We start from the raw sequence: 23,994 nt of genomic DNA, 5'->3' as shown, positions 1-23,994 counted from the left end.
CAACCCGCAGAATGCTGACTAAAGTGCCTGAAAGCATCAGGAACTTTCCTGCACGAAACAGAGGTTATCATGACCACAGACGCCATCATCGCCCCAACTGCCCCATCGGCCAAAGGCAATTCCGCGGCCAGCCGCGATATCGCAAGCTATCTGCATCCCTATACCAACTTTGCCGCACACGAAAAAACCGGTCCGCATATCATTTCAAAGGGCCACGGGATTTACGTGACCGACGACAATGGCCGCGATTTTATCGAAGGCATGGCCGGTCTTTGGTGTGCATCGCTTGGTTTTGGCGAAAGGCGCCTTGTTGAAGCCGCAACAAAGCAGCTTGAAACCCTGCCCTATTATCACACATTCGCATCGCGCAGCACCAACCCGGCGATTGATCTGGCCGAGAAGCTTCTTGAACTTGTACCCGTCCCGATGTCCAAGGTGTTCTTTGCCAATAGCGGTTCAGAGGCAACTGATTCTGCGGTGAAGATGGTCTGGTATTATCACAATGCCATCGGCCAGCCGGAAAAGAAAAAGATCATCTCGCGCAAGAAGGGTTATCATGGGGTGACGGTGGCTGCGGCCTCAATGACAGGGCTTCCGGGAAATCACAAAATGTTTGATCTGCCGATTGACCGCATCATCCATACCGAAACCCCGCATTACTGGCGCGAAGCCCAGCCCGACGAGGAAGAAGAAGATTTCGCGACCCGTCTGGCCGAACAGCTTGAAGACCTGATCCAGGCCGAAGGCCCGGAAACCGTCGGCGCATTTATTGCAGAACCGATCATGGGGGCCGGTGGCGTCATCGTGCCGCCGCGCACCTATTTCGAAAAGGTGCAGGAAGTTCTGGATCGTTACAATATCCTGTTCATTGCCGACGAGGTCATTTGCGGTTTTGGGCGGACCGGGCGGATGTTTGCCACCGAAACCTTCCGGCTCAAACCCGACATGATCACGGTCGCCAAGCAGCTTTCGTCGGCCTATCAGCCGATTTCGGCCCTGTTCATCAATGACAAGATTTATCAGGCGGCGAAAAAGGCATCCGATGAAATTGGTACCTTTGGCCATGGCTTTACCTATTCCGGCCATCCGGTCGCGGCCGCGGTCGCCCTTGAAACGCTGCGTATCTACGAAGAGGACGGTATTGTCGAACATGTCCGCAATGTCATGTCGCCGTTCCAGAAACGCCTTAAGGACCTGAACAAATTTGAACATATCGGCGAAACCCGCGGGCGCGGGCTGATTGGCGCATTTGAACTGGTCGCTGACAAATGCCTGAAAACACCAATGCAGCCTGTCGGTGCTGCCGGTAAGGCGGTTGTTGCAAAATGTATGGACCACGGTGTGATCCTGCGTGCACTTGGTGACAGCGTTGCCTTTTGCCCACCACTGATCATTACCGAAGAACAGGTTCATGACATGTTCGACAAGGTCGAAGCGGCCCTTGCGGACTGGCATGAAAGCCTCGGCTAAATCCATAACATTCCAGAAAACACATTAAAAACAAACACCTGCCGCCGCACTCCAACGAATACGGCGGCAGGCGAATAGCCTTAAACTTCCGAAATAAAACAATCGATAGATTTTGCCACTTGTTTAAATTGATTTAATTGTGGGTCGGAAGTCCTTTCAAAACCTTGCCAAATGCGATCAATAGCGCCAAATTGGAAAGTGAATGGGGAACCGCCCAACGCCACGAGATGGCGTGATCGACACACAATGAATGGACGCCTTCTTTGACAGCGTGGTTCGCAGTGAAGCTTTGCTGAAAAGTTTTAGCTGAAACTGGAATCGCTTTAAAATTTTTGACAAGGGTCAATGCCAAGTCGGAAGCCATGTCCGATAAGGAAGTTATCAAGACCCGGTCAGACGGGACCATGCTGATCCGGAGATGTACGCATATCCGGCCAGGACCAGAGCTTTACCAAGGGAGAGAGAACGGGATGAGACACAAGCCCGTACCCGCGGTAAAGAGACAGGCGAAAGACACAAAAGATGAATTATAACACCTTCTTTAAAGACGCGTTGTCCGGCCTCAAGGCTGAAGGCCGTTACCGCGTATTCGCCAATCTTGAACGTATTGTCGGTGAATTTCCCAAGGCCATGTATCACCCCGATAACGGTGATACACCGCGCAAAATTACGGTCTGGTGCTCAAACGACTATCTCGGCATGGGGCAACATCCCACGGTTCTTGAAGCCATGCAAAACGCCGTCACCGGTCAGGGCGGCGGGGCGGGTGGCACACGCAATATTTCCGGCTCCAACCATCTGCATGTCGCGCTCGAGAATGAACTCGCCGATCTGCATGGCAAGGAAGCAGCCCTTCTGATGACATCGGGCTATGTCGCCAACTGGACGACGCTTTCGACCCTTGGCTCGAAGCTGCCGGATTGTGTGATCATTTCCGACTCGTTCAATCACAATTCCATGATCGAAGGCATGCGCCATTCAAAGGCGGAACGCCGGATCTGGAAACATAACGACGTCGAACATCTTGAAGAAATCCTGCGCGATCTGGGGCCGAACCGCGCCAAGATCGTTGCGTTCGAGTCCGTCTATTCAATGGATGGCGACATCGCACCGATCGCCGAAATCCTTGATCTGTGCGAAAAATACAACGCGATTTCGTATCTCGACGAAGTCCATGCGGTTGGCATGTATGGCCCGCGCGGCGGCGGCGTCGCCGAACGCGACGGCGTGATGGACCGCGTTGATATCGTCCAAGGCACGCTTGCCAAGGCCTTTGGCGTTATTGGCGGCTATATCGCCGGTAAAACCGAAATCGTCGATTTCGTGCGCAGCTTTGGCAACGGCTTTATCTTTACCAGCTCCCATCCGCCCAGCATCGCGGCTGGTGCCTTGGCATCGGTTCGCCACCTCAAAGACAGCAATGTCGAACGCGAAGCGCAGAAAGAACGTGCCGAAACGCTGCGTGAACGTATGCGTGCCGCCGGTCTTCCGGTCATGGATGCGCCAAGTCATATCGTGCCACTGATGGTGGGCGACGCCAGCATGTGCAAGGAAGCCAGCGACCGGTTGCTGTTTGATCACGACATCTATGTCCAGCCGATCAACTATCCGACCGTACCGCGCGGCACAGAACGGCTGCGCTTTACCCCCGGCCCGCTTCACAATGATGAACTGATTGATCACCTGATCGATTCACTTCTGACCGTCTGGGGCCAGTTGGGCATCGCAAAAGCGGCATAAAGCGGAAAATCACGCGATCCGCGACGGAACACATAAGACCGGCACAGACATGACCATGTGCCGGTCTTGCTTTTTATGCACCAATAAGATCATTCAATTTCAAGACCGTTATGCTAGACTGATCCAGTCATGTTGAAGCAGCAATTAAACATTCGTTTTGTAATCAATGCGGGTTCCCTTCTCGCAGGAGCCTTACCCCGAGTGGGGTGAGGAACGTATTCCTATACCTGCACTCGGGGTTTTGAAGTCAAACCTTCAATGACCTTCGATGAACATCCAACCGGATCGTTTGACAGGCAGGATTACAATGACAGCTTTGAAATGCCGTGCTTTGGGTGGCATTCCCCCAAACAGCATCACATGCACGCAAACACACGATGTGCGCACGCGCCCTATCGGTCGCCCCCAGAAATTCAAACGACTTGAAACTTTGCGCCCTCTGACAAGCAGGCTTTGCCCGGGCGATTTTATCTGCTTTTCGATTAATGATCAGCCGCCACAGACATCGTTCCTAAGCCTGAACCTAACCAAGCCTCAAAGCCATGATTGGCAATATCAATGATCACTCAGCCAACTCTGGTGGCAACAGTCGCGATCCGAGTGTCGTTGATTTGCGAAGTTTTATCGGCCTGACCGTTATCGGCATGAAACCACGACAACGCAGCCCGCTTCTTTTGGCCGACACCACAGTCAGAAGGCTCCCCCTTCAGGGGGGTGAGCTTTTGGTCCCGTTCAACTGAATCCTGTTTGCGACCTTATGTGTCGCAACATCACATCCCATCCAAAGGACTTTTCGATATGCAAACCACTACCAAAACCTTCACTGAAACCCAGTCCCATGATCCAGCCGTTTTCATCGATCAGACCATCGCCGATCAGCTTGAAAACCTTGCACGGGCCAATATTGGCCGGAACCCGATTGTCGCCAACCGCCTGCTTGACGAAATAGACAGGGCTGTGATCGCCACACGATCCGAACTGCCCCCTGATGCCATCACCATCGGATCGGAAGTCACATTCCGCGACAATGCGACCGGTGGCATGCAAACCATAATTCTTGTCATGCCCACCGAAGCAGACATATCCACCCAGCGGATTTCGGTCATGACACCGGTTGGAGCAGCCCTGATCGGTATCAGAAAGGGTGAAACCATCTGGTGGCAAACGCCCGATGGTGAAGTCCGGGAACTGACCGTTCATGACGTCGTTGCCCCCTGAACGGGAGCGATATGTCTTTGACAGTCTGTTTGCGGAATCATGATTGTGATCTATATTCACCGGTGCCGGGGTTTCTCCGGCATCGACACCTTGCAATTAAGAACCGTTCGCGTTAACATAGGTACCTGCAACATGACAGGGACCGTTTATGTATTCGGATAGAACATTGCTGCCCAAAGAATGTCTGCGCCTCTGCGCACTTGGTACCCTTGCCCTTTCGGACAAACCGATCAGCTATGCCGATCTGGCCAATTCAGTGCGTCATTTTACCGCCCATATCATGGGGCCATCGCTTGATATGATGGGAAGCTCGCTTCAGCTTCTGAAGCTTGAAGGGCTGGTGCGCGAGGATTGCAATAGCGGGTCCTATTCAGATGCACAATTGTCGCTGACCAAGGCCGGGCACGATAAATTTCAGGAACTGATGCAGGGCACGCTTCGAGATACGTCGGGCGAACTTTCGCGGCTTGTCATGGCGCTTAAAATGCGGTTCTTGCATCTGCTTGATGATGAAACCCGTCGCGACCAGATCGAAATCCTGCATGACGTTTGCGAACTGGAACTTGATCGCGTTCTGGCACTGCGTGAAGACCACGCAAACGAAGCCGCACCGTTCACCGGATGGCTTGATATGGAAGCCCGTCGGCTGGAGCAAAAGCGCGACTGGCTTAAAAGCCTGTTGGTCTAATTGATTTTCCCGTTATAGTCGTGTGACAGACCTGCAGGTAGCAGGCGTGAAGTCACAGGATGGGACGGGACGATCATGCTTATACGCGATGAGACAAAGTCCGATATTCCGGCAATCCATGCATTGCTGGCCAGCGCATTCGCAACAGCCCCTCATAGTCAGCAAACTGAACATCTGATCGTCGATGCCTTGCGCAAAAAGGGCAAGCTCAGCATTTCGCTTGTCGCGATTGAAGATAACGAACTTGTCGGGTGCGTAGCCTTCTCGCCGATTACCATCGATGGCAAAAATATCGACTGGTTCGGCCTTGGTCCGGTGGCGGTGTGCCCCGACCGACAGGGTTTTGGCATCGGATCGGAACTGATCCAGGCAGGCATTGCACGCTTGCGGATCAATGATGCGGCGGGGTGCGTGGTTCTGGGCGAACCTGATTATTACAGCCGGTTCGGCTTTGCTCCCCTGCCCGACCTGAAACTGGACGGCGTTCCGGAACAGTATTTCATGGCCCGTCCGCTGATTGATGATATTCCGGCGGGCAAGGCTGAATATGATCCGGCATTTTACATTTCCTCGAACCACCACCGATAAAAAACAGCCGTAAGTTCCTGGCTGTTTTTTTCGATCAAAGCCCTACAGACTTGCAAAATCAGTACAGATGCTGCCCACCGGTTACGAAAATTTCCGTACCGGTAACATAGCTGCTGTCCTCCCCCACCAGATAATGAACGGCGGCGGCGACGTCTTCGGGGGTGCCCATTCGGTTCATCGGAATACGCGGCACCAGTGCCTCGTATTCCGGGGAAATCATTGCGGTTTTGATCTCGCCGGGTGCCACGGCATTGACCCGCACGCCCAGTTCGGCAAACTCCACCGCCATTTCACGTGTCAACCCCGAAAGGGCGGCCTTGGACGTGGAATAAGCCGATCCGGCAAACGGATGAACATAGTGGCCCGCGATCGAGGTGATATTACAAATCGCCCCCTTGCCGCGATGCAGGGCTGCGGCAAAGCCGCGCGACAAAGTCAACGGGGTAAAGAAGTTCAGTTCGAAGACATCACGCCATGCCTCGATATCGCCATTCAGGCAGCCGAGCCGTTCTTTATACGGCGTCTTGGGCGATACCCCGGCATTATTGACCAATGCATGCAGCGGATCATCGCCAAGAACTTCGTTGGCCTGCTTGATGAAAAGCTCGACATCTTCGGGTTTGGAAAGATCGGCGGCAATATGAATGCCCTGAGCCGGATCACGCGGGCAACTGGGCGGCGGAGCTTCACGTGAACAGCAAATCACCCGCCAGCCGCGCGCGGCAAAATAACCGACCGTAACATGGCCGATCCCCCGGCTTGCGCCAGTCAGGACAACGGTTTTCGGGGCAGTGGCATTCATTGGGTGGCTCTTTCAAATCCCGCGCGCCGACGTGGCACGTTATATCGTATCGTCATCTTCTTATAGCATTGCGATCCGTCGCAAGCACGCATCGCAACACGCGTTCCTATATAGGACGAAGGTTGTATCAAAACCAGTCAAACGGCTATGATCATTGTCAATTAAGGAACGAACAGACAATCCGATGTGCAGCCAATACCAGCTTATCAACGACATGAACGCGTTTCAGGCACAACTGGCCATCGACCTTAGCGATATCATTCGCAAGGAAGCATCGGATTTTGCAGCCGACCGCGATGTAGACGGGCGGGATGCAGATCGACGAGATACCGAAAAGCCATTGGAAGACGCGAACCAAGCCGCATTTGAAAGCCTGTCTGGCATTCGACGCCCGACCGATCCGGTGATTGTGATCCTGCCGGGTCAAAAGGCTGCCTCGCGCCGTTGGGGGTTAAGCGTTTCAACGCTGAATGCGCCACTGATCAATGCCCGTGCCGAAACCCTTGATCAGAAACCAACCTTTCGCCCCTTGCTGGATCGGCGTTGCCTGATACCAGCGACAAGCTGGTTTGAATGGCGCAAGGACGGCAGGGCAAAGCACAAGACCCGCATCACCCTGCCAGATCATCAGCCAGTGCTGTTTGCCGGGCTTGAAAACGGACGCGAGGCGGTCATCATCACCTGCGCCCCCGCACAGGCAATTTCACATATCCATGACCGCATGCCCGCCGTGATCGGGCCAAACCATATCGCCGGATGGCTTGATCCGGTCAACGGATTTGACGCCGTGCGTCACATGCTGGGCCCCGTGCCCAATCATGTTCTGGATTGGTGCGAAGAAGATGTCTTTGAAAAAAAGAATTCGCGAAAGTGAAAAGACCAGATCAACCTGTTCTGATCGGGACATCAGGGACTTTGTAAGTTATTCGCCATCCACATCGTTGGCGGCACATGGTGCTTCATTGCAATTGCTAACAGGGCCAGCAGCAACACCGGAATAGCTTGCAACCAAAGCGCCAAGATCGGGCAAGCCGACATTCTGACGGGTAAGTTCCCGGCTCAGATCCTCGGACATGGATGCGAAATCAATAACATCGCGAAGTGATAACATGGGATTTTCCCCTGCCAGACGTTTCTTCCACTGTTCTTTTATCGGGCGAAGGCCTCGTTGATCGGGCCGTCGTCTTTGTAAGATTTCAGTAACGGTGGCGGGTTTTGTTCGCAGACGCAACAAAAAAGGCGCAAAAGACTACGCCTTTTTTGTCATATACCAATGATCATACAAATAATCATCCGGATTTCAGGATGTTACGTGACCTATGGGTCAATGCATTATCCAAAGCGGCAAAGTGCATTTTGCCAGCATATCCTGTGTAACACCGCCAAGGATCATCTCCTTGAACCGCGAATGGCTGTAAGCGCCAAGTACGATGCTATCGGCACCGACCTTTTCTGCCTCGGATATCAAGGCATTAGCAACGTGCGACTGTTCGGGCAATTCGGACACCCGTGCCTCGACTCCGTGCCAAAGGAACTGTTCGGCCAATGCTTTGGCACAGGCACGCCCATGGGGGACTTCGCCGACACTGACGATGGTGACTTCCTTGGCCGTACGCAAAAGTGGCATGGCCGATGTCACGGCACGGGCGGCTTCCACTCCGCCATTCCAGGCAATCACGACTTTTTCGCCAACGGTTTCGGGTGTTTTTTCCGGCGCAACCAGCAACGGACGACCGGTTTCCATCAGGGCGGCATCAAAAGTAAGCGACGCGGCAGCTTCGCGCGGTTCGCGGCCAATGACCACAAGATCAAACAGACGGCCACGTCGGGCAACGGTTTCGTCTTCACGGCCATTGTCGCGCCGCCATGCACAGGTCGCCTGAAGATCGGCCATCGGAACGGCGGCCTCGGCAACGGCGGCGGCATCACGCGCCGCATCATAGGCAGCACGCCCGCGGGTTTCACGGCGCTGGGTTTCGTTTTCAGCTGCCCGCATCATTTCTTCGATGATCAGGCCCGACATGCCTTCCCCGACAATCGGGATCGCATCTTGTGGTTCGGCGGCAACAAACAATGCCTCAAGATGAGCATCAAATCTTTTGGCCGTCCGGAACGCCAGATCCAGTACACGCTGATCAATGTTCGAACCCGCCACCGGGGCCAGAATTGTTCTTACTGCCATCGCACTCACTCCCGAGAATTGATGTGTCTTCCGACACGTGTGCCTTGTTGCGATCACTACAATGCGTCAAGACGTCAGAAAGGGACAGTCTGCAACCAGAAAACGCATCTTTCCTTGTTCAAGATCAAAACTTTTATAAAAGATCCCGTCCATGCATTGAAAAGGGGCTTTCCCCTACGAAATGCTTAGGCGGAGAAAGAAACCAGTGTAACATCAAACCAATGCGTTGCTGAATGCCGAAGATTAATCATCCTATACGGTTTATCGGTCTTAACGTGCCAGAAAATAGCCGGACTGACTTCGAGAATGGATACTGCCTGCGATGCCCTATAAAAACTTGCATGAAAACGCTCGCGAGGCTGCCGAGTTCCTGAAAACATTGGGAAACGAGTGGCGTCTGATGGTTTTATGTTCGCTTGGAACAACAGAAAAATCAGTCAGCACGCTTGAAGGTGAACTGGGTATTAAACAATCTGCACTGTCGCAACATCTTGCCCGTTTGCGCCGCGAGGGACTGGTCAAGACACGCCGGGAATCGCAAACCATCTATTATTCGCTGGCCAATCCCGAGATCATGAAAATCATCGTCGTGTTACAGGAAGTCTTCTGCCCGTCAGAAGAATACTGATCAAACCTGCCAAACAAAAACGCGCGAACCGACATTCGCGCGTTTTGCATTTTTCAGAACAGCCTTCTACATCACGGGAAAAGCTTTTGCAGGTTCCAGCCCTTATCCTCGGCATCGCGGGTGTAAAGCTGGCGATCATGCAGGCGGAACTTGCCTTCGGACCAGAATTCGATGCGATCAGGGATCAGGCGGAAGCCCCCCCAATGCTCCGGGCGAGGTACTTTGCCCAGCCCGAATTTGGCGGTGAATTCGGCAACCCGTTTTTCCAGATCGAACCGGCCACTCATCGGGCGGGACTGGGTTGACGCCCACGCGCCAAGCTGGCTGCCGCGCGGTCGGGATGCGAAATACTCGTCGGACTCCACACTGTCGACCTTGGTCACCGCCCCCTCGATGCGAACGCATTTTTCAAGCGACTTCCAGTGAAAGCACAATGCGGCAAAGCTGTTTTCGGCAAGTTGATCGCCCTTGCGGCTTTCATAGTTGGTGTAAAAAACAAAACCGCGCTGATCAAAGTCCTTAAGCAGTACAATACGCGCCGAAGGCCGCCCGCGCGCATCTGCTGTCGCCAGCGTCATCGCATCCGGATACGGTTTCTCCTTGTTTTTCGCCTCTTTAAACCACACGTCAAAAAGATCGAACGGTACGGCATGATCTTCATGCCCCATTTTTGGCGTATTTTTTTCGTCCATTGGGGTCAGGATTCCTTTGATAGTTCAAAATCCGCACCAAATTCGAAAGATACGGGTTTTGGATATACGTGAAACGACGCAATCAAGATCGTTCCGTAGATACAGAACATATCGGTTGGGACAGGAAAGACAAGGTAGGCAAAAAAATATGAAATTTCGTCATATCGTAATCCCCGTCATGATGACCGCATTCATTGCCGGTTGTGCACAGGATCAAGGTCAGAAACAAACCGCAGGCACCCTTTTGGGCGCGGTTGGTGGTGCGGTTGCCGGTGCGCAGTTCGGCAAAGGCTCGGGACAGCTTGTCGGTGTGGCACTTGGTACACTGGCAGGCGCCTTTATCGGCAGTGAAGTCGGCAAGTCACTGGACAATGCCGACCGCGCGATCATGGCACAAAGCACGCAGCGCACCCTTGAAAGTGCGCCGACGGGTCAGACATCGACCTGGAACAACCCCGATACCGGGGTTCGTGGCACGGTAACCCCGACCCGGACCTATCAGGAACCGAAAACCCAGGAATATTGCCGTGAATACCAGCAGACCGTCACCATCGGCGGCAAGCAGGAAGAAGCGTACGGCACCGCATGCCGCAAGCCGGATGGAAGCTGGGAAGTTGTAAACTGACCTGCGCGAAACGACATTAAAAAAAGCGGCGCGTTCCTTGCGAACAGCGCCGCTTTTTCATATCTGAGCCATGTCAAGGACAGCAATAAAAACAAATGCCTTCCTTGCAACAGCTAATACAGGCCTATAATACATTTATAGCGTTTCCCATTTTCCAACCGGTCAGGCGATGCAGGATCCCTACAAGACTTTGGGCGTTGCCAAAAACGCCACCCAGGACGAAATCAAAAAAGCCTATCGCAAACTTGCGCGCGAATTGCACCCGGACGTCAATCCCGGTGACACCAAGATCGAAGAGCGGTTCAAGAAAGTTTCGGCCGCCTATCATCTTTTGGGGGATGCCGAACGTCGCAAAAAATATGACGCGGGCGAAATTGATGCCGATGGCCGTGAAACCGGACCGTTTGGCCGTGGTGGCGGTGCGCGTTATAGCGGTCAGGCTGGCGGTGATCCGTTTGGTTTTTCCGGTGCCAATGCAGAGGATATCTTTGACGAGATTTTCGGCAAGGCTGGCCGCGGCGGGGGCGGTTTCGGTGGTTTTGGTGGGCGCAGACAGGCCGAAAAGGTCAAAGGACCCAATATTTCCTATGAGCTTAGCCTTGATCTGGCCGAAGCCATTATCGGCACGACCAAGCGCATCAATCTTGCCAGCGGCAAAAGCCTTGAAGTCCGCATCCCTGCCGGAAGCGAAGATGGCCAGACCCTTCGCCTGAAAGGCCAGGGAATGACCGGCATGAATGGCGGGGAAGCGGGTGACGCGCTGATCAAGCTGCATGTCCACCCGGACAAGGTTTTCCGTCGCGAAGGCAATGACCTGCATTGCGATCTTGCGATCAGCCTGGCCGAAGCAATCCTTGGCGGGTCTATCGAAGTCCCGACGATCAATGGCAAGGTCAGCATGAAACTGCCCGCCAACGCCAATAGCGGCACGAAATTGCGGCTACGTGGCAAGGGTGCGGCATATGACCGGGGTGACAAACGCGGCGATCAATATGTACATCTGACCGTCAAACTGCCCGAAGATCGCGACGATGAACTGATCGATTTCGTACGAGAATGGTCGGAAAAACATCCTTACAAGGCACGTTAACACGGGTAGCCCAGCCACGCCCGATTGCGGCTTGACCGGGCTCAAGACTCGCATCTGCTCTAACAGGCATTCTGCCTTTGCAGTTTTATCTGACAAAGGCAGAAGTCATGAAACCCATTGCTCTTTCTACGATTCTGGCCGGTATCGCCCTGATCGGGTTGACCGCATTTGTCGGCACATCGCGCCCGACGCTTGAACTTTCATATACGAATGATTGCCAAGACAGCACCGATTGGCAAAACCGCCTTAAGGCCGAAGGTTTTGACGTTCGCGCCGCACAGGTCAGCAACCTGTCCCTTTCAGAACAACAGGCAATGATGATCACCCCTGCCCCGATGCGCGATTGCAAGATCGGTCGGGTTGCGGGTTATAGCGTGATCGGCGAGGTCCCGTCTGGCGATATCGTTACACTTTTGCGGCGCAAACCGGCGGATGTTATCGCGCTTGCCCTTGATGGCCCGGCACAGGAAACCGTAGCGATCCATTATGATGGATCAGTCGAGCGGCGCAGGTCAGAATAATGGAATATCTTTCGCGCTTGCGGCTTGCCTTTACCGGGATCGGCATGGTTGCGGTTGGCATTTTATGGGGCAGTGCTGCAATGGTATGGTTGTCATTGCCCGGCGGCTCGCCGACATTCATGCCCGCAAACAGTTTACTGCCCGCACTTGTGATCAGCCTTGCGATCTTTGGCGGGCTCGGCTTTGGGGCCGCAGTTCTGACCGAACGCTGGGAGCGCGAAACCCTGCGGAACCGATCATCCGACTAAGCACTGCCTCACAGTTAGATATAAGACGGTGGAAACGGTTTTAGGTTTTCACCCGTCCAACCATGATGATGTCCTTGTCCTGTTCACTTCCGGCAAAGGCATCGAACTGTCGGCCGATTTTTTTGAACACGGTCAGACAATGTTCAAGTTCTTCATCGGTAACATCGGCAAAAATCTGGGCTCGGACACCCTGTATGACCGCCTGAATCTGTCGAAGCGCCGGTTCGGCCTTTTCGGTCAGGTGAACCGTTTTTGCCCGCCGGTCATCGGGGACTTCGCGCCTTTCGATCAATCCCTTTTCCTCCAGCCAGTCCAATGTCCGCACCAATGTCGGTCCCTGCACCCCGGCAATACGCGCCAGTTCCTTTTGCGTCAGGTCATGATCGGTCGTGCTGAGACGAAACAGGATGATCCAGCGCGCCTCGGTCAGGATAAAGGGCGATAAACGCCGGTCGACTTCCGCACGCCATTGCCGGGCAAGCGTGCCCAGCCAGAAACCGAACTGTTCACGCGATGCATTGCTATCTTTGGAAATTGTCATGGGGGGAGATACCTGCAGGAGGTTTTTGATCCTAAAGATTTAGATAGATAGCTATCTAACGTCAAGGAAACCAAAGCCAAAAGACGCATCTTTCGCAGAACCAACCAGAACACGAAGAATTAGCCCCCTATCTCCCGCGGGCGGTTTCGCGTTACCATATGAAATATAATGCTTTCCATTCGCCAATCATAATACAGGGCAAAATCAGGGGACGTATGGAGCAATTCTGGAATCCCGACCAGCTCGTGATCTGGCTTGAACAGGCAGCCGCATGGGTGGACAACAATATCTTGCTGGTTCCGATCCTGTTACAGATCGGGGCATGTTTGCTGTCGGTGATCCCTGCCCTGTTGCTGCGCAGGCCGCTTTCGCGCCAACTGGCGCGCTTGCAAAACTGGCGGGCGCTTTTGCACTATGCCGGGTTCCGTCGGTTGCTTGCGGTTTTACCCGATCTGGCGTTTCCGATCATTCTGGTTCTGCTGATCTGGTTTATTGATGCGGTCGCGATACAGGCGGGGCTGCGGCACAATATCCTGCGCCTTGTCGCAAGCCTTCTGAATGCGTGGATTTTCATCCGTCTGGGCACGGCGGTGGTGAATGATCCCGTCTGGGCCCGCAGTATCGCCATCATCGCATGGGGGCTGGCCGCCCTTAACATTGTCGGCTGGCTTGATCCGGCAATTGATCTGCTGGACAGCCTTGCCCTTCATATCGGGCAGTTTCGGATATCGGTGTTTGGCATCCTCAAGGCAATGCTGTCTTTGGCGATCCTGCTTTGGGTCGCGTCATTTGCCTCGCGCATTTTCGAACAACGCATCCAGAAGGTTCACCGCCTGACGCCATCGGTTCAGGTGCTTATGTCCAAGCTTCTGAAACTTGTGCTGCTGTCGATTGCGGTTTTGTTTGCCCTTTCGACCATCGGTGTCGATCTGACCGCGCTTGCTGTCTTTGGTGGTGCCATCGGTGTCGGCATCGGGTTTGGTCTGCAACGGATTGTCGCCAACCTGATCAGCGGCGTGATCCTGTTGCTGGACCGGTCGATCAAGCCGGGCGACGTGATTGCGATTGGCGATACATTTGGCTGGATTCAGTCGCTTGGCGCGCGTTACACCGCCGTTCGCACCCGCGACGGTACCGAATTCCTGATCCCCAACGAAGACCTTATCACCAATCAGGTGGAAAACTGGAGCCACTCGGACGTCAAATTGCGCCTGAAAGTTCCGGTCGGCATTGCCTATCGTTGCGATCCGCATTTCGCGATCAAATTGTGCAATGAAGCCGCAGCAAAATGTGCGCGCGTTCTGGATAATCCCGGCCCGAACACACTGCTACGCGGCTTTGGCGATAATTCGGTCGATCTTGAAATCCGCTTCTGGATCACGGATCCACAAAACGGACGTGGTAATATCATCAGCGAGGTATTGCTCAATGTCTGGGATAGCTTCAAGGAAAACGAGATCGAAATTCCGTTCCCGCAGCGCGACCTTCATCTACGCAGTTCCGATGGTACGGTAAAGATCGAAATCCCCGGCAATGCCTCAGAAGACACTGCCCGCTAAAGTAACATTTCCAAGGTTTTTGCTTTAACAACCCCTCATTCAGGTTCCTGTCAGGTTCCAGGCCAAGAATGCGCTATCAACGCAGTCGAAGGCCCAATGGCATGCTTCACCTGAATTATAATGAAAACGGTTTCCCCGCCGCCAAGCTCAGTTTCCAGAAACGCGGTTTTCTGGATCATCTGCAGATGCGTGCCTGTGCCATTTCGGTGCTGACACTTCTGGCGACAGAACGCCCCGAAGTCGAAACATTCATTGCCAATATCTATGCCGATGCCTATGACGCGGCGATCCGCGTACAATATGGCAGCCTGATGAGTGTCCGCGACGATGCCGGACGGATCGTCGCCGCCCTTGGTTTCCGGTCAGCCGGGCATGGGCCGCTGTTTCTTGAACAATATCTGCCCGCGCCAATCGAAGTGATCCTTGGTGTACCGCGCCATCAGATTGTCGAGATCGGCAATCTGGCGTCATCGGGTGGTGGGGCGTCGTCCTTCCTGTTTGCGGCACTGTCGGCCTATCTGCACCATAACGGCTTTAAACAGGCGGTTGTGACCGGCACCGACAGTATCGAAAAACGCCTGCGTAAAATGGGCCTCAAGCCCGTTCGCCACGCCCATGCCGATCCATCACGCCTGACAGAAAACGAAATCGACTGGGGCCGGTATTACGACACGTGCCCGCATGTTCTGTCTGGTTCGGTCGAACATGGTTATCGCCGCCTTCAGACATTGCTGGGTGCAGAATACACCCACATGCGCCCACGCCTTTATCCCCATCTGCAACATAACGGCGAGAAATAATCATGCTGTTCGAACGCATCCGCACCCATAACGCCGATCAAGTCGCGCTCCGCGAAGGCGATGATAGCGTAACCTATGGCGACCTCTCCGACCTGATCGACGCACGTTGTCTTGAACTTGCAGATGTCGATGTACTGGGTATAGCACTTGATAACGGGATCGACTGGCTGGTCTGGGACCTTGCCGCCCTATCGGCCGGTATTTTATGCGTCCCGATCCCGCCATTTTTCACCCGCGATCAGATCAATCACACCATTGTGACCGCGGGCATCACCCACATGCTGACGGCTAATGGGATGGCGGAAACAGGGCAGTCGCGTTCGCCCGACATCCCCGATGGCACGGCAAAAATTACCTTCACATCCGGCACCACCGGTACGCCAAAGGGCGTTTGCCTGCCCGCATCGGCGATGATCACTGTTGCATCTTCGATCCACGCGATGCTGGGCGACGATTTTGCTGGCACCCATGCCTGTGTGCTGCCACTTGCCGTACTTCTGGAAAATGTCGCGGGAGTTTATACCGGTCTTCTGGCCGGGTGTACCATTACCCTGACACTGCTTGGCCAGTTCGGGCCGCAATATCAGGGCCTGCACGAAATCCTTAAGGATACCCGCGCGACGTCGGTCATTCTGGTGCCTGAAATCCTGCGTGCGCTGATGATGCTGGTCATCCGCAAGGGTCCCCTTCCTGACCTTAAATTCATTGCGGTTGGTGGATCGCGTGTTGATCCGGCCCTGATTGCCAAGGCACGCCATATCGGGCTTCCGGTTTACGAAGGATATGGTCTTTCGGAATGCGCATCGGTCGTTTCAATGAATGTACCGGGCAAAGATAAGCCCGGCACCACCGGAACGCTTTTGCCCCATGTAAAGGCCGAGATTTCCAACGATGAAATCATCATCGAAAATCCCGGTTTCCTTGGCTATGTCGGCGAAGCAGCACCGGCCTTTCTTGCAACCGGCGATCTGGGGCAGATTGATGACGATGGTTTCGTCTGTGTGACAGGGCGACGCAAAAACGTCCTGATCACATCGTTTGGGCGCAATATTTCCCCCGAATGGCCCGAAGCCGCCATTTTGGCCCAGCCAGGCATCTATCAGGCCATGGTCTTTGGCGATGGGGAACCGGAACTGAGCGCTCTGATCGTTCCGACCGGTCCGACCGCCGATGTAAGTGCCGCGGTTGCCGCGGCCAATGCTGGCCTGCCCGATTACGCACACATCAAACATACCCGCATCGTTGCCCCCTTTACGGTCGAAAACGGCTGCCTGACAGGCACCGGACGCCCGCGCCGCGAGGCGATTATTGCCAAACTTTACACATCCCCCTTGTCCGTCCCGGAGAAAACCATGAATTTTTATGATCGCCTTGTTGCCGAAACCGCCGAAGCCCGCGCGTCCCTTTATCACGTTCCCCAGCTTGTTGATGGCCTGCAAGGTCGCATTTCACGGTCAACCTATGTCGCCTACCTGACGGAGGCATATCACCATGTCAAACACACCGTTCCCTTCCTGATGGCAATGGGATCGCGTCTGCCAGATGAAAAACGCTGGCTGCACAAGGCGATCATTGAATATCTCGAAGAAGAAGAAGGCCACGAAGAATGGATTCTCAATGATATCGAAGCCGCCGGTGGTAACCGCGAAGCCGCCCGCCACGCGATACCGAACCTCGAAACCCAGGTGATGGTTGCCTATAACTACGACTATATCAGCCGTAAGAACCCGGTCGGTTTCCTTGGCATGGTCTTCATGCTTGAAAGCACATCCACCCAAATCGCCAGTCAGGGTGCGGATGCCGTCATGACCGGCCTTGATTTGCCGAAATCAGCATTCAGCTATCTGTTTTCGCACGGCACCCTTGATCTTGAACACATGAAATTCTTCGAAAAGACCGTCAATCAGGTCACCGACCCGGCTGATCAGGCCGCCATCATCGAAGTCGCGCAAAACACCTTCCGGCTGTTTGCCAATCTGTTTGCGGCGATCCCGCATGAAGGACAACGTAAAAATGTTGCTTGATGGAAAATCCGTTTTCCTGACGGGCGCGACTGGCGGCATTGGCATGCCACTGGTCAACCTGCTGATCGAGCGCGGGGCAAATGTCGTTGCCTATGACCGCACGACGCAGGGCAACCTGATGGAAAGCATTGATACAACCTGCAAGGCATTGCGTGAACACACGCCCGACATCCTGATCAATCTGGCTGGGATCAATGATTTCAATCATGCCGAAGATCAGGATTACGACGCGCTTGTGACGCTGAACCTTTTGGTGCCAATGCGCCTGTGCCAGGCCGTTCTTCCGGCCATGCGCAAACGCGGTAGCGGTCAGATCGTCAATATCGGATCAATGACCGGATTGATCCCGTTGCCCCATATGACCGGCTATGTCGCCGCAAAATCCGGGCTTAAGGGATATAGCGATGCGCTGCGTCGTGAACTGACTGGCACTGGCATCACCATAAGTCACATCGCCCCGCGTGCGGTTCGTACCACCATGAACAGCGGCAAGGCAGGGCTGCTTAACCGTCGCACAAATGTCACCGAAGACGATCCACGTGACGTTGCCCGTCAGATCGTCAATGCGATTGAACACGATAAAACCGATGTTCGGATCGGCTGGCCGGAACGGCTTTTTGCCCTGATCAATGCCGTCATACCGGGCATCGTCGACAGGGGACTTCGTAAAAACACCGCCATCGGCGAAGAAATCCTCAAGGCTGATCAGGTGGTTGCACCAATCCCCCTGATCGCCAACAAACCGGACGCCAACCCAAGGAGCCACCCGGCATGAAAATCACCCGTTTTGCCATGATATGCGTCTTTGCGCTTGGCCTGCCTTTGTCTGCCAATGCCGACACGGCCAATAACGAGGCCATGAATGGCGTTGCCCATCTGCAGGAAGAATGGGCCCGTATCAAGTACCAGATGACGGATGAAAAACAGCAACTTGATGCCATTCATCAACTTGAAACCGAGGGCGAAAGTCTGCTGAATCTCTATCCGGATAGTCCCGAAGTCATGATCTGGCAGGGTATTGTCCTGTCGACCGATGCCGGGATCGTGCGCGGCATTTCCGCCCTTGGCAAAGTAAACGACGCGCGCGATTTGTTTGAAAAGTCGATTGCCCTCGATCCAACGGCACTTGATGGATCGGCGTATACGTCACTGGGATCGCTTTATTATCAGGTGCCCCCATGGCCGCTTGCCTTTGGCAGTGACAGCAAGGCCGAAGAATTCCTGAAAAAGGCATTGGAACTTAATCCTGACGGGATTGACCCCAACTATTTCTATGGCGATTTTCTGCTTCAGAATGATCATTACGCTGAAGCCAAGGTTTATCTGGAAAAAGCATTGAACGCACCCGAGCGCCCCAGCCGCGCATCGGCGGATGCCGGACGTCGGGCGGAAATAGCCAAGGCACTAAATGAAATCGCGCAGGAAGTTTCCAAAAACTAACCTTGACGAACAGCACAATTCGCCAAACCAAACAAGGCCGGAGAACACAAACCCGGCCTTGTATTTTGATGCCTTCGGAACGCTTCAATCGACGATTTCGGTCATGTCTTTTGGGCCGATTTCGTCTTTCTTTTCGTCTTCGGGCTTGGTTTCAACCTGCTTGGGGGCTGTATCATCGGGTTTTGGCAAATCAAGCAGGGCAGCAATTTCAACATCCAGAACGGATTTTCGCGTTTTTTCCAGTTCCACCAGACGTTCGCGCATGGCTCCTGGCCAACCGCCATCCGCATTAACCAGAAGCAACCGGTCATAATCCAGAAACAGCCCCAGTCTGGACATCAGATCCACCAGCGTGATCCGCGACAGATCGCCTGATAAAAGCCAGCGGTGGCTTTCGGACCGTTCAATCAGCTTTTCACGCCGAAGGGCCGCCAAGGCCCAGTTAAGATCCCGTCCGCCCAGCTTGGTTTCGCGCAACATGCGGCGATAGGTCGGCGGTTTGGTTGCTTCGCGGAAACCATGTTGCAAATATTCCAGAACGCGCAACACTGCGATAATGCGTTCCATATGGCCGGGCACGGCACCCCGCGGATCGGGGATCAGCCCAGCGGCACGTGCCGCACGCCATTCGGATCGGGCGGCAGCAACCTGTGCGCCCAGCAGCACAACAATCCAGGTCAGATACATCCATAACAGGAAGATCGGTACAATCGCCACGGCGCCATAGATCGTCTGATAGGTCGGGAAATTAATAACGTAATACCCGAACCCTTTTTTAAGCGCCTCGAACAATCCAGCCGCCACCAAGCCGCCCAAAATACCGTCAATGATCACAACAGAACGGTTCGGCATGCCGATAAACAAAAGCGAGAAGGCAATCGAGGATAGCAGGAAAGGGGCCAAAAACGTCAATTGCCCGATATGTTCACCCAGCCCGTCGGCCCCGACCATATAGCGCATGGCAAAAATATAGGATGCCACCGAAAGACTTAGCCCCAGCAACATCGGCCCGACCGTCAGCAGAGTCCAGAAAACGACGAGTTTCGCCAAAAGTTTGCGCGGAGTGGTAACGCGAAACACATCGTTCATCGCACCTTCAATCGCAGCAAGCAGCATGACCGCGGTCAAGGCCAGCACAATTGTACCCACCGCTGTCATCTGGCCGGTATTCTGAAGGAAATTGCTGAGGTAACCTGTCACCTGTTCGCCAGTTTCGGGCAGAAAATTGTTCAGGACCACGCCCATGATCTGGTCCTTCCACTGTTCAAAAACCGGGAAGGCCGACAATACCGTAAGCGCAACAGCAAGGAACGGAACCATGGCAAGAAGGGTTGTATAAGAAAGTCCCGCTGCGCGTTCGACGGATTTGTCATGCACAAATCGCATAATGGCGTAGCGCCAAAATCCAGTGCGGTCCTTAAGTAATTGGCCGATTGGAACCATTAAACACTTATCCCTGCACGATTTCTGGTTATAGTGTAATTGATCAACAGGATAACGTGACCGCACAAGATAAAACAGGCCAGATTGACCTTGGCTTCGCTTTGTGTAGGATGCGCCCAATGTCAAATGCCTCCTGTGTGGGCCACAGCTTTGTTCCGCGCTGCCCCGCACCAGAGAGAGATCGTGGGAACGAGAGGGAAAATGAGCTTTTCCGCCGAAAACATTTCCGGCCTGATGGCTGGCAAGCGTGGCCTGATCATGGGCGTCGCGAACGATAAATCCATCGCCTGGGGTATTGCACGCACTGTGGCTGCCGCTGGCGCCGAAGTTGCTTTTACCTTCCAGGGCGAAGCACTTGAAAAGCGTGTTCGGCCATTGGCGGAGTCTGTTGGCAGCGATATCGTCCTGCCCTGCGACGTGACCGACGCAGCAAGCATTGATGCCGTGTTCGAAACGCTGAAAGAAAAATGGGGCAAGCTGGACTTCGTGGTTCACGCTATTGGATTTTCCGACAAAAACGAACTTCGTGGTCGCTATGTCGATACCTCGCCTGAAAACTTCGCTCTTTCAATGAACATCTCGGTCTATTCCTTTACCGCCGTTGCACAGCGCGCGGAAAAGCTGATGACCGATGGTGGTTCGCTTCTGACCCTGTCCTATTACGGGGCGGAAAAGGTGATGCCGCATTACAACGTCATGGGCGTTGCCAAGGCGGCCCTTGAAGCCAGCGTGAAATATCTTGCCAATGACCTTGGTCCGGATCGCATCCGTGTGAATGCCATTTCGGCAGGCCCGATGAAGACCCTTGCCGCGTCAGGGATTGGCGATTTCCGCTATATCCTGAAATGGAATGAATATAATTCGCCGATGCGCCGCAACGTTACCCTTGATGATGTTGGCGGGTCGGGCCTGTATTTCCTTTCGGACCTGTCAACCGGTGTTACCGGGGAAACCCATCATGTCGATTGCGGTTATCACACCGTTGGCATGAAGCAGGCAGACGCACCTGACATCAATGTTCAGAAAGCCTGATCTGAACATGATATGATCTTGCGGGCTGCCTTGCTGGCAGCCCGTTTTGTCTTCAAACACCTGAATTCTGGATATCGGAAATGGCTGGCAACAGTTTTGGCTCCCTGTTTCGCTTCACCACCTTTGGCGAAAGCCACGGCCCGGCCATTGGCTGCGTCGTTGACGGTGTGCCACCGCTTCTTGACCTGACCGAGGAAGATATCCAGCAGTTTCTTGAAAAACGCAAACCGGGCCAGTCGCGCTTTACCACCCAGCGCCGCGAACCCGATCAGGTCAAGATTCTGTCAGGCGTGTTCGAAGGCAAAACCACCGGCACCCCGATCGGGCTTCTGATCGAAAATGTTGATCAGCGATCCAAGGACTACGGCGAGATTAAAAACCAGTTCCGTCCGGGCCATGCCGATTACACCTATTGGGAAAAATACGGCATCCGTGATTATCGCGGCGGCGGACGATCATCGGCACGCGAAACAGCGATGCGGGTTGCGGCCGGGGCGATTGCGCGCAAAATCCTTGGCGATGACATCAAAATCCGCGGCGCCCTGATCAAGATGGGCACCAAGGAAATCAATCGCGACAACTGGAACTGGAACGAGGTTGATAACAATCCGTTCTTCTGCCCCGATGCAGCCGCTGTTCCGGTATTCGAGGAATATCTTGATGGTCTGCGCAAGGACGGATCATCGGTCGGTGCAGTAATAGAAGTTGTCTGTTCGGGCGTTCCGGTCGGGCTGGGTGACCCGGTCTATGACAAACTTGATGCTGATCTGGCCAAGGCGATGATGACAATCAACGCAGTCAAGGGTGTTGAAATCGGCAACGGATTTGAGGCCGCCGAACTGACCGGCATCGAAAATGCCGATGAAATGCGCATGGGCGAAGATGGCAAGCCGGTCTTTGGCTCCAACCATGCGGGCGGCATTCTGGGCGGGATTTCATCCGGGCAGGATGTTGTTGTGCGTTTTGCCGTCAAACCGACCAGTTCGATCCTGACCTCGCGTAAAAGTGTCGATATTTACGGCAAGGATGTCGATGTCGTCACCAAGGGCCGCCATGATCCGTGTGTAGGCATTCGTGCCGTTCCGGTGGGCGAGGCCATGGCAGCCATCGTTCTGGCCGATCATCTTTTGCGCCATCGAGGCCAGTGTGATGGCTGGAACCGCAACAAGTAATCAACAACTAATTCCTGCGTGAAATCGCACAAATAGTCTGTCACAAGCAGCCTGTTGCACCGTCATCGGTGTATGAACCCGACATTGTACAAAGCCCTGATTCTGCTTGCATCCGCGAACAAACCGGCCCCGGCCTCCAAGGCAGCCGGTCGGGATGCTGGCTTGGGCAATAGAACAGTTCTTTATCCTGATGAACCGGTCGATCTGCCCGATTGGGGCATTGCGGCCCTGCCCGCCATGATCCTTGGCGCAGCGCCGCAAAGCTGCCTTTTCGTCAGCGATCTGACCATCGAGCAACCCGAAGGCGACGGCGATAGCAACGCCGGTTCCTCTGATGACGAAAAAGACGAAAGCGTGGGCAGCGTTTCCTTCTCGCTCACGGTCGACAGTGCCCCTGATCCAACTGCCAAAATCACTCAACGCCAGATCACCTGGCGATTGGCGATGCCGGTGACCGCCTTCCGACAGGTTACCACCAACGCCAACAGCACACCTGTGCGTGCGCCTGTAATCAGAACGAAACTGGTCCTGCGCGATGTCATCTGTGATGTCGAGCTTGGCCTGCTTGAAATGGCGGGCATCACCCAACCGCTTCTGGTCGGACGCGATATTCTGTCCAATCGCTTCCTGATCCGCCCGGATCACGATAAGACATCATCAAACCCACCCTCACCCTCGGCAACGCTTGCCCCGACGCCCGAGGACAAACCTGCCGAAACGGCGTCTTCTGCGCCATTGGCATCTGATACAGGCACCAGCAACCAACAATCCGCTGCAACCACGCCAGACATGCCGTCGAGCACGACCGATACTGGCAATGCAACACCAACCGCAGCCGATGAACCACAAAGAGCCCCTGCACCTTCTGCAACAGGCGACAGCACCAATACGGTAACGGATGGCGGCACCAGCAGTTCGGCCACACAGCCTGCCGGTCAAACCGGTGCGGACGCAGGAAGCAAGTCCGACTCATCCGCAGCAGGTTCGATACCAACAGATGACACAACGGCATCTTCTAAGCCCGACGCCACCACTGGCGCACTTGCCGATACCACGGCGGCAGAGTCACCAACGAGCAGTAATGCGCCAACCGAAAACGGAACAGAAGCCGCAGCCACAGCGATAACTGCGCCCAAAAGTGACGCTGCAACCGATGACAGCAAAGCCGACGATAACAGCCAGGACCCTGCCGCAACTTCACCGGCAACCGTTAGTGATGACGCATCCTCAATATCTGCGGCCCAGAATGAAGATGATGAAGCCACATCATCGCCGCCTCCGGCAACCTAGCGTTCAGGATTTTAGCGGTGCTTTAAGCCCGGCTCCAAAATTCCATAATCCCCGACAGCGCCAAACTGGACCGTCACATTGACGGTCCCAGACTGCTGACAAAGTCCTCGCCATTGGCGGGGATTTTTGATTCAATGGGGAATGCTTAAGAAACCCAGCCCACATCAAACCGAACTTGAGATGGTGACACTCGACAGTTTG

25 protein-coding genes are annotated in these 23,994 nt (G+C 54.3%); 19 read left to right on the top strand and 6 right to left on the bottom strand.

Translation table 11 applies throughout. The annotated features are described in order from the left end of the window. Positions 1-69: 69 nt before the first annotated feature. The 5 genes from BC440_RS04635 to BC440_RS04605 all read left to right on the top strand — a co-directional run bounded on the left by BC440_RS04635 (position 70) and on the right by BC440_RS04605 (position 5,704). A complete protein-coding gene (locus BC440_RS04635) occupies positions 70-1,470 on the top strand; it encodes an aspartate aminotransferase family protein (protein WP_071239678.1) in 1,401 nt (466 codons plus the stop codon). A gap of 522 nt (positions 1,471-1,992) precedes the next feature. Beyond that, positions 1,993-3,210 (top strand): 5-aminolevulinate synthase, encoded by a 1,218-nt coding sequence (gene hemA, locus BC440_RS04625; protein WP_007090912.1) that lies wholly within the window; start codon positions 1,993-1,995, stop codon positions 3,208-3,210. Positions 3,211-4,008: 798 nt separating this feature from the next. Continuing rightward, positions 4,009-4,428, top strand: a complete 420-nt coding sequence (gene rnk / locus BC440_RS04615; protein ID WP_037989959.1) for a nucleoside diphosphate kinase regulator — start codon at positions 4,009-4,011, stop codon at positions 4,426-4,428. 148 nt (positions 4,429-4,576) lie between these two features. Next, positions 4,577-5,116: a hypothetical protein gene (locus tag BC440_RS04610; RefSeq protein ID WP_007090909.1), complete on the top strand. Its 540-nt coding sequence runs from the start codon at positions 4,577-4,579 to the stop codon at positions 5,114-5,116. Between the two features lie 75 nt (positions 5,117-5,191). Then, the gene (locus BC440_RS04605; RefSeq protein ID WP_071239677.1) at positions 5,192-5,704 is read left to right on the top strand and encodes an N-acetyltransferase; all 513 of its coding nucleotides are present in this window, start codon (positions 5,192-5,194) and stop codon (positions 5,702-5,704) included. A 58-nt stretch (positions 5,705-5,762) separates the two neighbouring features. Here the strand turns inward: BC440_RS04605 and BC440_RS04600 are convergent, their stop codons facing one another. Then, entirely contained in the window at positions 5,763-6,506 is a 744-nt protein-coding gene (locus BC440_RS04600; protein ID WP_071239676.1) for an SDR family oxidoreductase, read from the bottom strand. 184 nt (positions 6,507-6,690) lie between these two features. Between BC440_RS04600 and BC440_RS04595 the strand changes: the two genes are divergently transcribed. Next, positions 6,691-7,380 (top strand): SOS response-associated peptidase, encoded by a 690-nt coding sequence (locus tag BC440_RS04595; protein ID WP_071239675.1) that lies wholly within the window; start codon positions 6,691-6,693, stop codon positions 7,378-7,380. A 48-nt stretch (positions 7,381-7,428) separates the two neighbouring features. Here the strand turns inward: BC440_RS04595 and BC440_RS04590 are convergent, their stop codons facing one another. Then, positions 7,429-7,617 carry a hypothetical protein gene (locus BC440_RS04590; protein ID WP_063095421.1) on the bottom strand — a complete coding sequence of 63 codons (189 nt, stop codon included), beginning with the start codon at positions 7,615-7,617 and terminating at the stop codon, positions 7,429-7,431. A gap of 213 nt (positions 7,618-7,830) precedes the next feature. Beyond that, positions 7,831-8,688 carry a universal stress protein gene (locus BC440_RS04585; protein ID WP_051682248.1) on the bottom strand — a complete coding sequence of 286 codons (858 nt, stop codon included), beginning with the start codon at positions 8,686-8,688 and terminating at the stop codon, positions 7,831-7,833. A 322-nt stretch (positions 8,689-9,010) separates the two neighbouring features. On the opposite strand from BC440_RS04585, the gene BC440_RS04580 reads away from it, so the two are divergent. Further along, complete coding sequence (locus tag BC440_RS04580; protein ID WP_007090903.1) at positions 9,011-9,316, top strand: metalloregulator ArsR/SmtB family transcription factor; 306 nt, start codon at positions 9,011-9,013, stop codon at positions 9,314-9,316. Between the two features lie 71 nt (positions 9,317-9,387). Here the strand turns inward: BC440_RS04580 and pdxH are convergent, their stop codons facing one another. Then, complete coding sequence (gene pdxH / locus BC440_RS04575) at positions 9,388-10,008, bottom strand: pyridoxamine 5'-phosphate oxidase (RefSeq protein ID WP_007090902.1); 621 nt, start codon at positions 10,006-10,008, stop codon at positions 9,388-9,390. Between the two features lie 148 nt (positions 10,009-10,156). On the opposite strand from pdxH, the gene BC440_RS04570 reads away from it, so the two are divergent. The 4 genes from BC440_RS04570 to BC440_RS04555 all read left to right on the top strand — a co-directional run bounded on the left by BC440_RS04570 (position 10,157) and on the right by BC440_RS04555 (position 12,492). Then, complete coding sequence (locus BC440_RS04570) at positions 10,157-10,633, top strand: RT0821/Lpp0805 family surface protein (RefSeq protein ID WP_007090901.1); 477 nt, start codon at positions 10,157-10,159, stop codon at positions 10,631-10,633. Positions 10,634-10,802: 169 nt separating this feature from the next. Continuing rightward, complete coding sequence (locus BC440_RS04565) at positions 10,803-11,723, top strand: DnaJ C-terminal domain-containing protein (protein ID WP_040059695.1); 921 nt, start codon at positions 10,803-10,805, stop codon at positions 11,721-11,723. 107 nt (positions 11,724-11,830) lie between these two features. After that, positions 11,831-12,244: a DUF411 domain-containing protein gene (locus BC440_RS04560; RefSeq protein WP_139192078.1), complete on the top strand. Its 414-nt coding sequence runs from the start codon at positions 11,831-11,833 to the stop codon at positions 12,242-12,244. Further along, positions 12,244-12,492, top strand: coding sequence for a hypothetical protein (locus BC440_RS04555; RefSeq protein ID WP_071239673.1), 249 nt, complete (start codon positions 12,244-12,246; stop codon positions 12,490-12,492). Before BC440_RS04560 ends, BC440_RS04555 begins: the two co-directional genes overlap by 1 nt. Before the next feature lie 40 nt (positions 12,493-12,532). Here BC440_RS04555 and slyA read toward each other — a convergent pair whose 3' ends face one another. Next, positions 12,533-13,033: a transcriptional regulator SlyA gene (gene slyA, locus BC440_RS04550; protein ID WP_071239672.1), complete on the bottom strand. Its 501-nt coding sequence runs from the start codon at positions 13,031-13,033 to the stop codon at positions 12,533-12,535. 215 nt (positions 13,034-13,248) lie between these two features. Between slyA and BC440_RS04545 the strand changes: the two genes are divergently transcribed. The 5 genes from BC440_RS04545 to BC440_RS04525 all read left to right on the top strand — a co-directional run bounded on the left by BC440_RS04545 (position 13,249) and on the right by BC440_RS04525 (position 18,856). Next, positions 13,249-14,592, top strand: coding sequence for a mechanosensitive ion channel domain-containing protein (locus BC440_RS04545; RefSeq protein WP_071239671.1), 1,344 nt, complete (start codon positions 13,249-13,251; stop codon positions 14,590-14,592). Between the two features lie 101 nt (positions 14,593-14,693). Then, positions 14,694-15,392: a thermostable hemolysin gene (locus tag BC440_RS04540; RefSeq protein ID WP_071239670.1), complete on the top strand. Its 699-nt coding sequence runs from the start codon at positions 14,694-14,696 to the stop codon at positions 15,390-15,392. A gap of 2 nt (positions 15,393-15,394) precedes the next feature. After that, positions 15,395-17,416, top strand: a complete 2,022-nt coding sequence (locus BC440_RS04535) for an AMP-binding protein (RefSeq protein WP_071239669.1) — start codon at positions 15,395-15,397, stop codon at positions 17,414-17,416. Next, positions 17,388-18,191, top strand: coding sequence for an SDR family NAD(P)-dependent oxidoreductase (locus BC440_RS04530; RefSeq protein WP_247643530.1), 804 nt, complete (start codon positions 17,388-17,390; stop codon positions 18,189-18,191). The genes BC440_RS04535 and BC440_RS04530 overlap by 29 nt, the downstream gene beginning before the upstream one ends. Further along, positions 18,188-18,856: a tetratricopeptide repeat protein gene (locus tag BC440_RS04525; RefSeq protein ID WP_071239667.1), complete on the top strand. Its 669-nt coding sequence runs from the start codon at positions 18,188-18,190 to the stop codon at positions 18,854-18,856. The genes BC440_RS04530 and BC440_RS04525 overlap by 4 nt, the downstream gene beginning before the upstream one ends. Before the next feature lie 84 nt (positions 18,857-18,940). Here the strand turns inward: BC440_RS04525 and BC440_RS04520 are convergent, their stop codons facing one another. Continuing rightward, a complete protein-coding gene (locus tag BC440_RS04520; RefSeq protein ID WP_247643529.1) occupies positions 18,941-20,242 on the bottom strand; it encodes a YihY family inner membrane protein in 1,302 nt (433 codons plus the stop codon). Positions 20,243-20,500: 258 nt separating this feature from the next. Here BC440_RS04520 and fabI point away from each other — a divergent pair, with 258 nt between their 5' ends. From fabI to BC440_RS04505, 3 genes are all read left to right on the top strand, one after another. Next, a complete protein-coding gene (gene fabI, locus BC440_RS04515) occupies positions 20,501-21,331 on the top strand; it encodes an enoyl-ACP reductase FabI (RefSeq protein ID WP_062952450.1) in 831 nt (276 codons plus the stop codon). Positions 21,332-21,411: 80 nt separating this feature from the next. Further along, on the top strand, positions 21,412-22,503 hold the full coding sequence (gene aroC / locus BC440_RS04510) for a chorismate synthase (protein WP_071239665.1): 1,092 nt from the start codon (positions 21,412-21,414) through the stop codon (positions 22,501-22,503). A 162-nt stretch (positions 22,504-22,665) separates the two neighbouring features. Next, positions 22,666-23,793: a hypothetical protein gene (locus BC440_RS04505; RefSeq protein WP_139192077.1), complete on the top strand. Its 1,128-nt coding sequence runs from the start codon at positions 22,666-22,668 to the stop codon at positions 23,791-23,793. Positions 23,794-23,994: the final 201 nt, after the last annotated feature.

The sequence above is a fragment of the Thalassospira sp. MIT1004 genome (assembly GCF_001858545.1).
In the GTDB taxonomy this organism is placed as follows: Bacteria; Pseudomonadota; Alphaproteobacteria; order Rhodospirillales; family Thalassospiraceae; genus Thalassospira; species Thalassospira xiamenensis.
This window is presented reverse-complemented; position numbering and strand designations above follow the sequence as displayed.

Coding starts and splice junctions, on each gene's coding strand:
- pdxH (WP_007090902.1), bottom strand. CDS start 10,008: ATGGACGAAAAAAATACGCCAAAAATGGGGCATGAAGATCATGCCGTA.
- BC440_RS04580 (WP_007090903.1), top strand. CDS start 9,011: ATGCCCTATAAAAACTTGCATGAAAACGCTCGCGAGGCTGCCGAGTTC.
- BC440_RS04600 (WP_071239676.1), bottom strand. CDS start 6,506: ATGAATGCCACTGCCCCGAAAACCGTTGTCCTGACTGGCGCAAGCCGG.
- BC440_RS04585 (WP_051682248.1), bottom strand. CDS start 8,688: ATGGCAGTAAGAACAATTCTGGCCCCGGTGGCGGGTTCGAACATTGAT.
- hemA (WP_007090912.1), top strand. CDS start 1,993: ATGAATTATAACACCTTCTTTAAAGACGCGTTGTCCGGCCTCAAGGCT.
- BC440_RS04565 (WP_040059695.1), top strand. CDS start 10,803: ATGCAGGATCCCTACAAGACTTTGGGCGTTGCCAAAAACGCCACCCAG.
- BC440_RS04610 (WP_007090909.1), top strand. CDS start 4,577: ATGTATTCGGATAGAACATTGCTGCCCAAAGAATGTCTGCGCCTCTGC.
- BC440_RS04530 (WP_247643530.1), top strand. CDS start 17,388: ATGAAGGACAACGTAAAAATGTTGCTTGATGGAAAATCCGTTTTCCTG.
- BC440_RS04535 (WP_071239669.1), top strand. CDS start 15,395: ATGCTGTTCGAACGCATCCGCACCCATAACGCCGATCAAGTCGCGCTC.
- BC440_RS04635 (WP_071239678.1), top strand. CDS start 70: ATGACCACAGACGCCATCATCGCCCCAACTGCCCCATCGGCCAAAGGC.
- BC440_RS04605 (WP_071239677.1), top strand. CDS start 5,192: ATGCTTATACGCGATGAGACAAAGTCCGATATTCCGGCAATCCATGCA.
- slyA (WP_071239672.1), bottom strand. CDS start 13,033: ATGACAATTTCCAAAGATAGCAATGCATCGCGTGAACAGTTCGGTTTC.
- BC440_RS04555 (WP_071239673.1), top strand. CDS start 12,244: ATGGAATATCTTTCGCGCTTGCGGCTTGCCTTTACCGGGATCGGCATG.
- BC440_RS04570 (WP_007090901.1), top strand. CDS start 10,157: ATGAAATTTCGTCATATCGTAATCCCCGTCATGATGACCGCATTCATT.
- BC440_RS04590 (WP_063095421.1), bottom strand. CDS start 7,617: ATGTTATCACTTCGCGATGTTATTGATTTCGCATCCATGTCCGAGGAT.
- BC440_RS04525 (WP_071239667.1), top strand. CDS start 18,188: ATGAAAATCACCCGTTTTGCCATGATATGCGTCTTTGCGCTTGGCCTG.
- BC440_RS04560 (WP_139192078.1), top strand. CDS start 11,831: ATGAAACCCATTGCTCTTTCTACGATTCTGGCCGGTATCGCCCTGATC.
- fabI (WP_062952450.1), top strand. CDS start 20,501: ATGAGCTTTTCCGCCGAAAACATTTCCGGCCTGATGGCTGGCAAGCGT.
- BC440_RS04595 (WP_071239675.1), top strand. CDS start 6,691: ATGTGCAGCCAATACCAGCTTATCAACGACATGAACGCGTTTCAGGCA.
- BC440_RS04545 (WP_071239671.1), top strand. CDS start 13,249: ATGGAGCAATTCTGGAATCCCGACCAGCTCGTGATCTGGCTTGAACAG.
- BC440_RS04520 (WP_247643529.1), bottom strand. CDS start 20,242: ATGCGATTTGTGCATGACAAATCCGTCGAACGCGCAGCGGGACTTTCT.
- BC440_RS04540 (WP_071239670.1), top strand. CDS start 14,694: ATGCTTCACCTGAATTATAATGAAAACGGTTTCCCCGCCGCCAAGCTC.
- aroC (WP_071239665.1), top strand. CDS start 21,412: ATGGCTGGCAACAGTTTTGGCTCCCTGTTTCGCTTCACCACCTTTGGC.
- rnk (WP_037989959.1), top strand. CDS start 4,009: ATGCAAACCACTACCAAAACCTTCACTGAAACCCAGTCCCATGATCCA.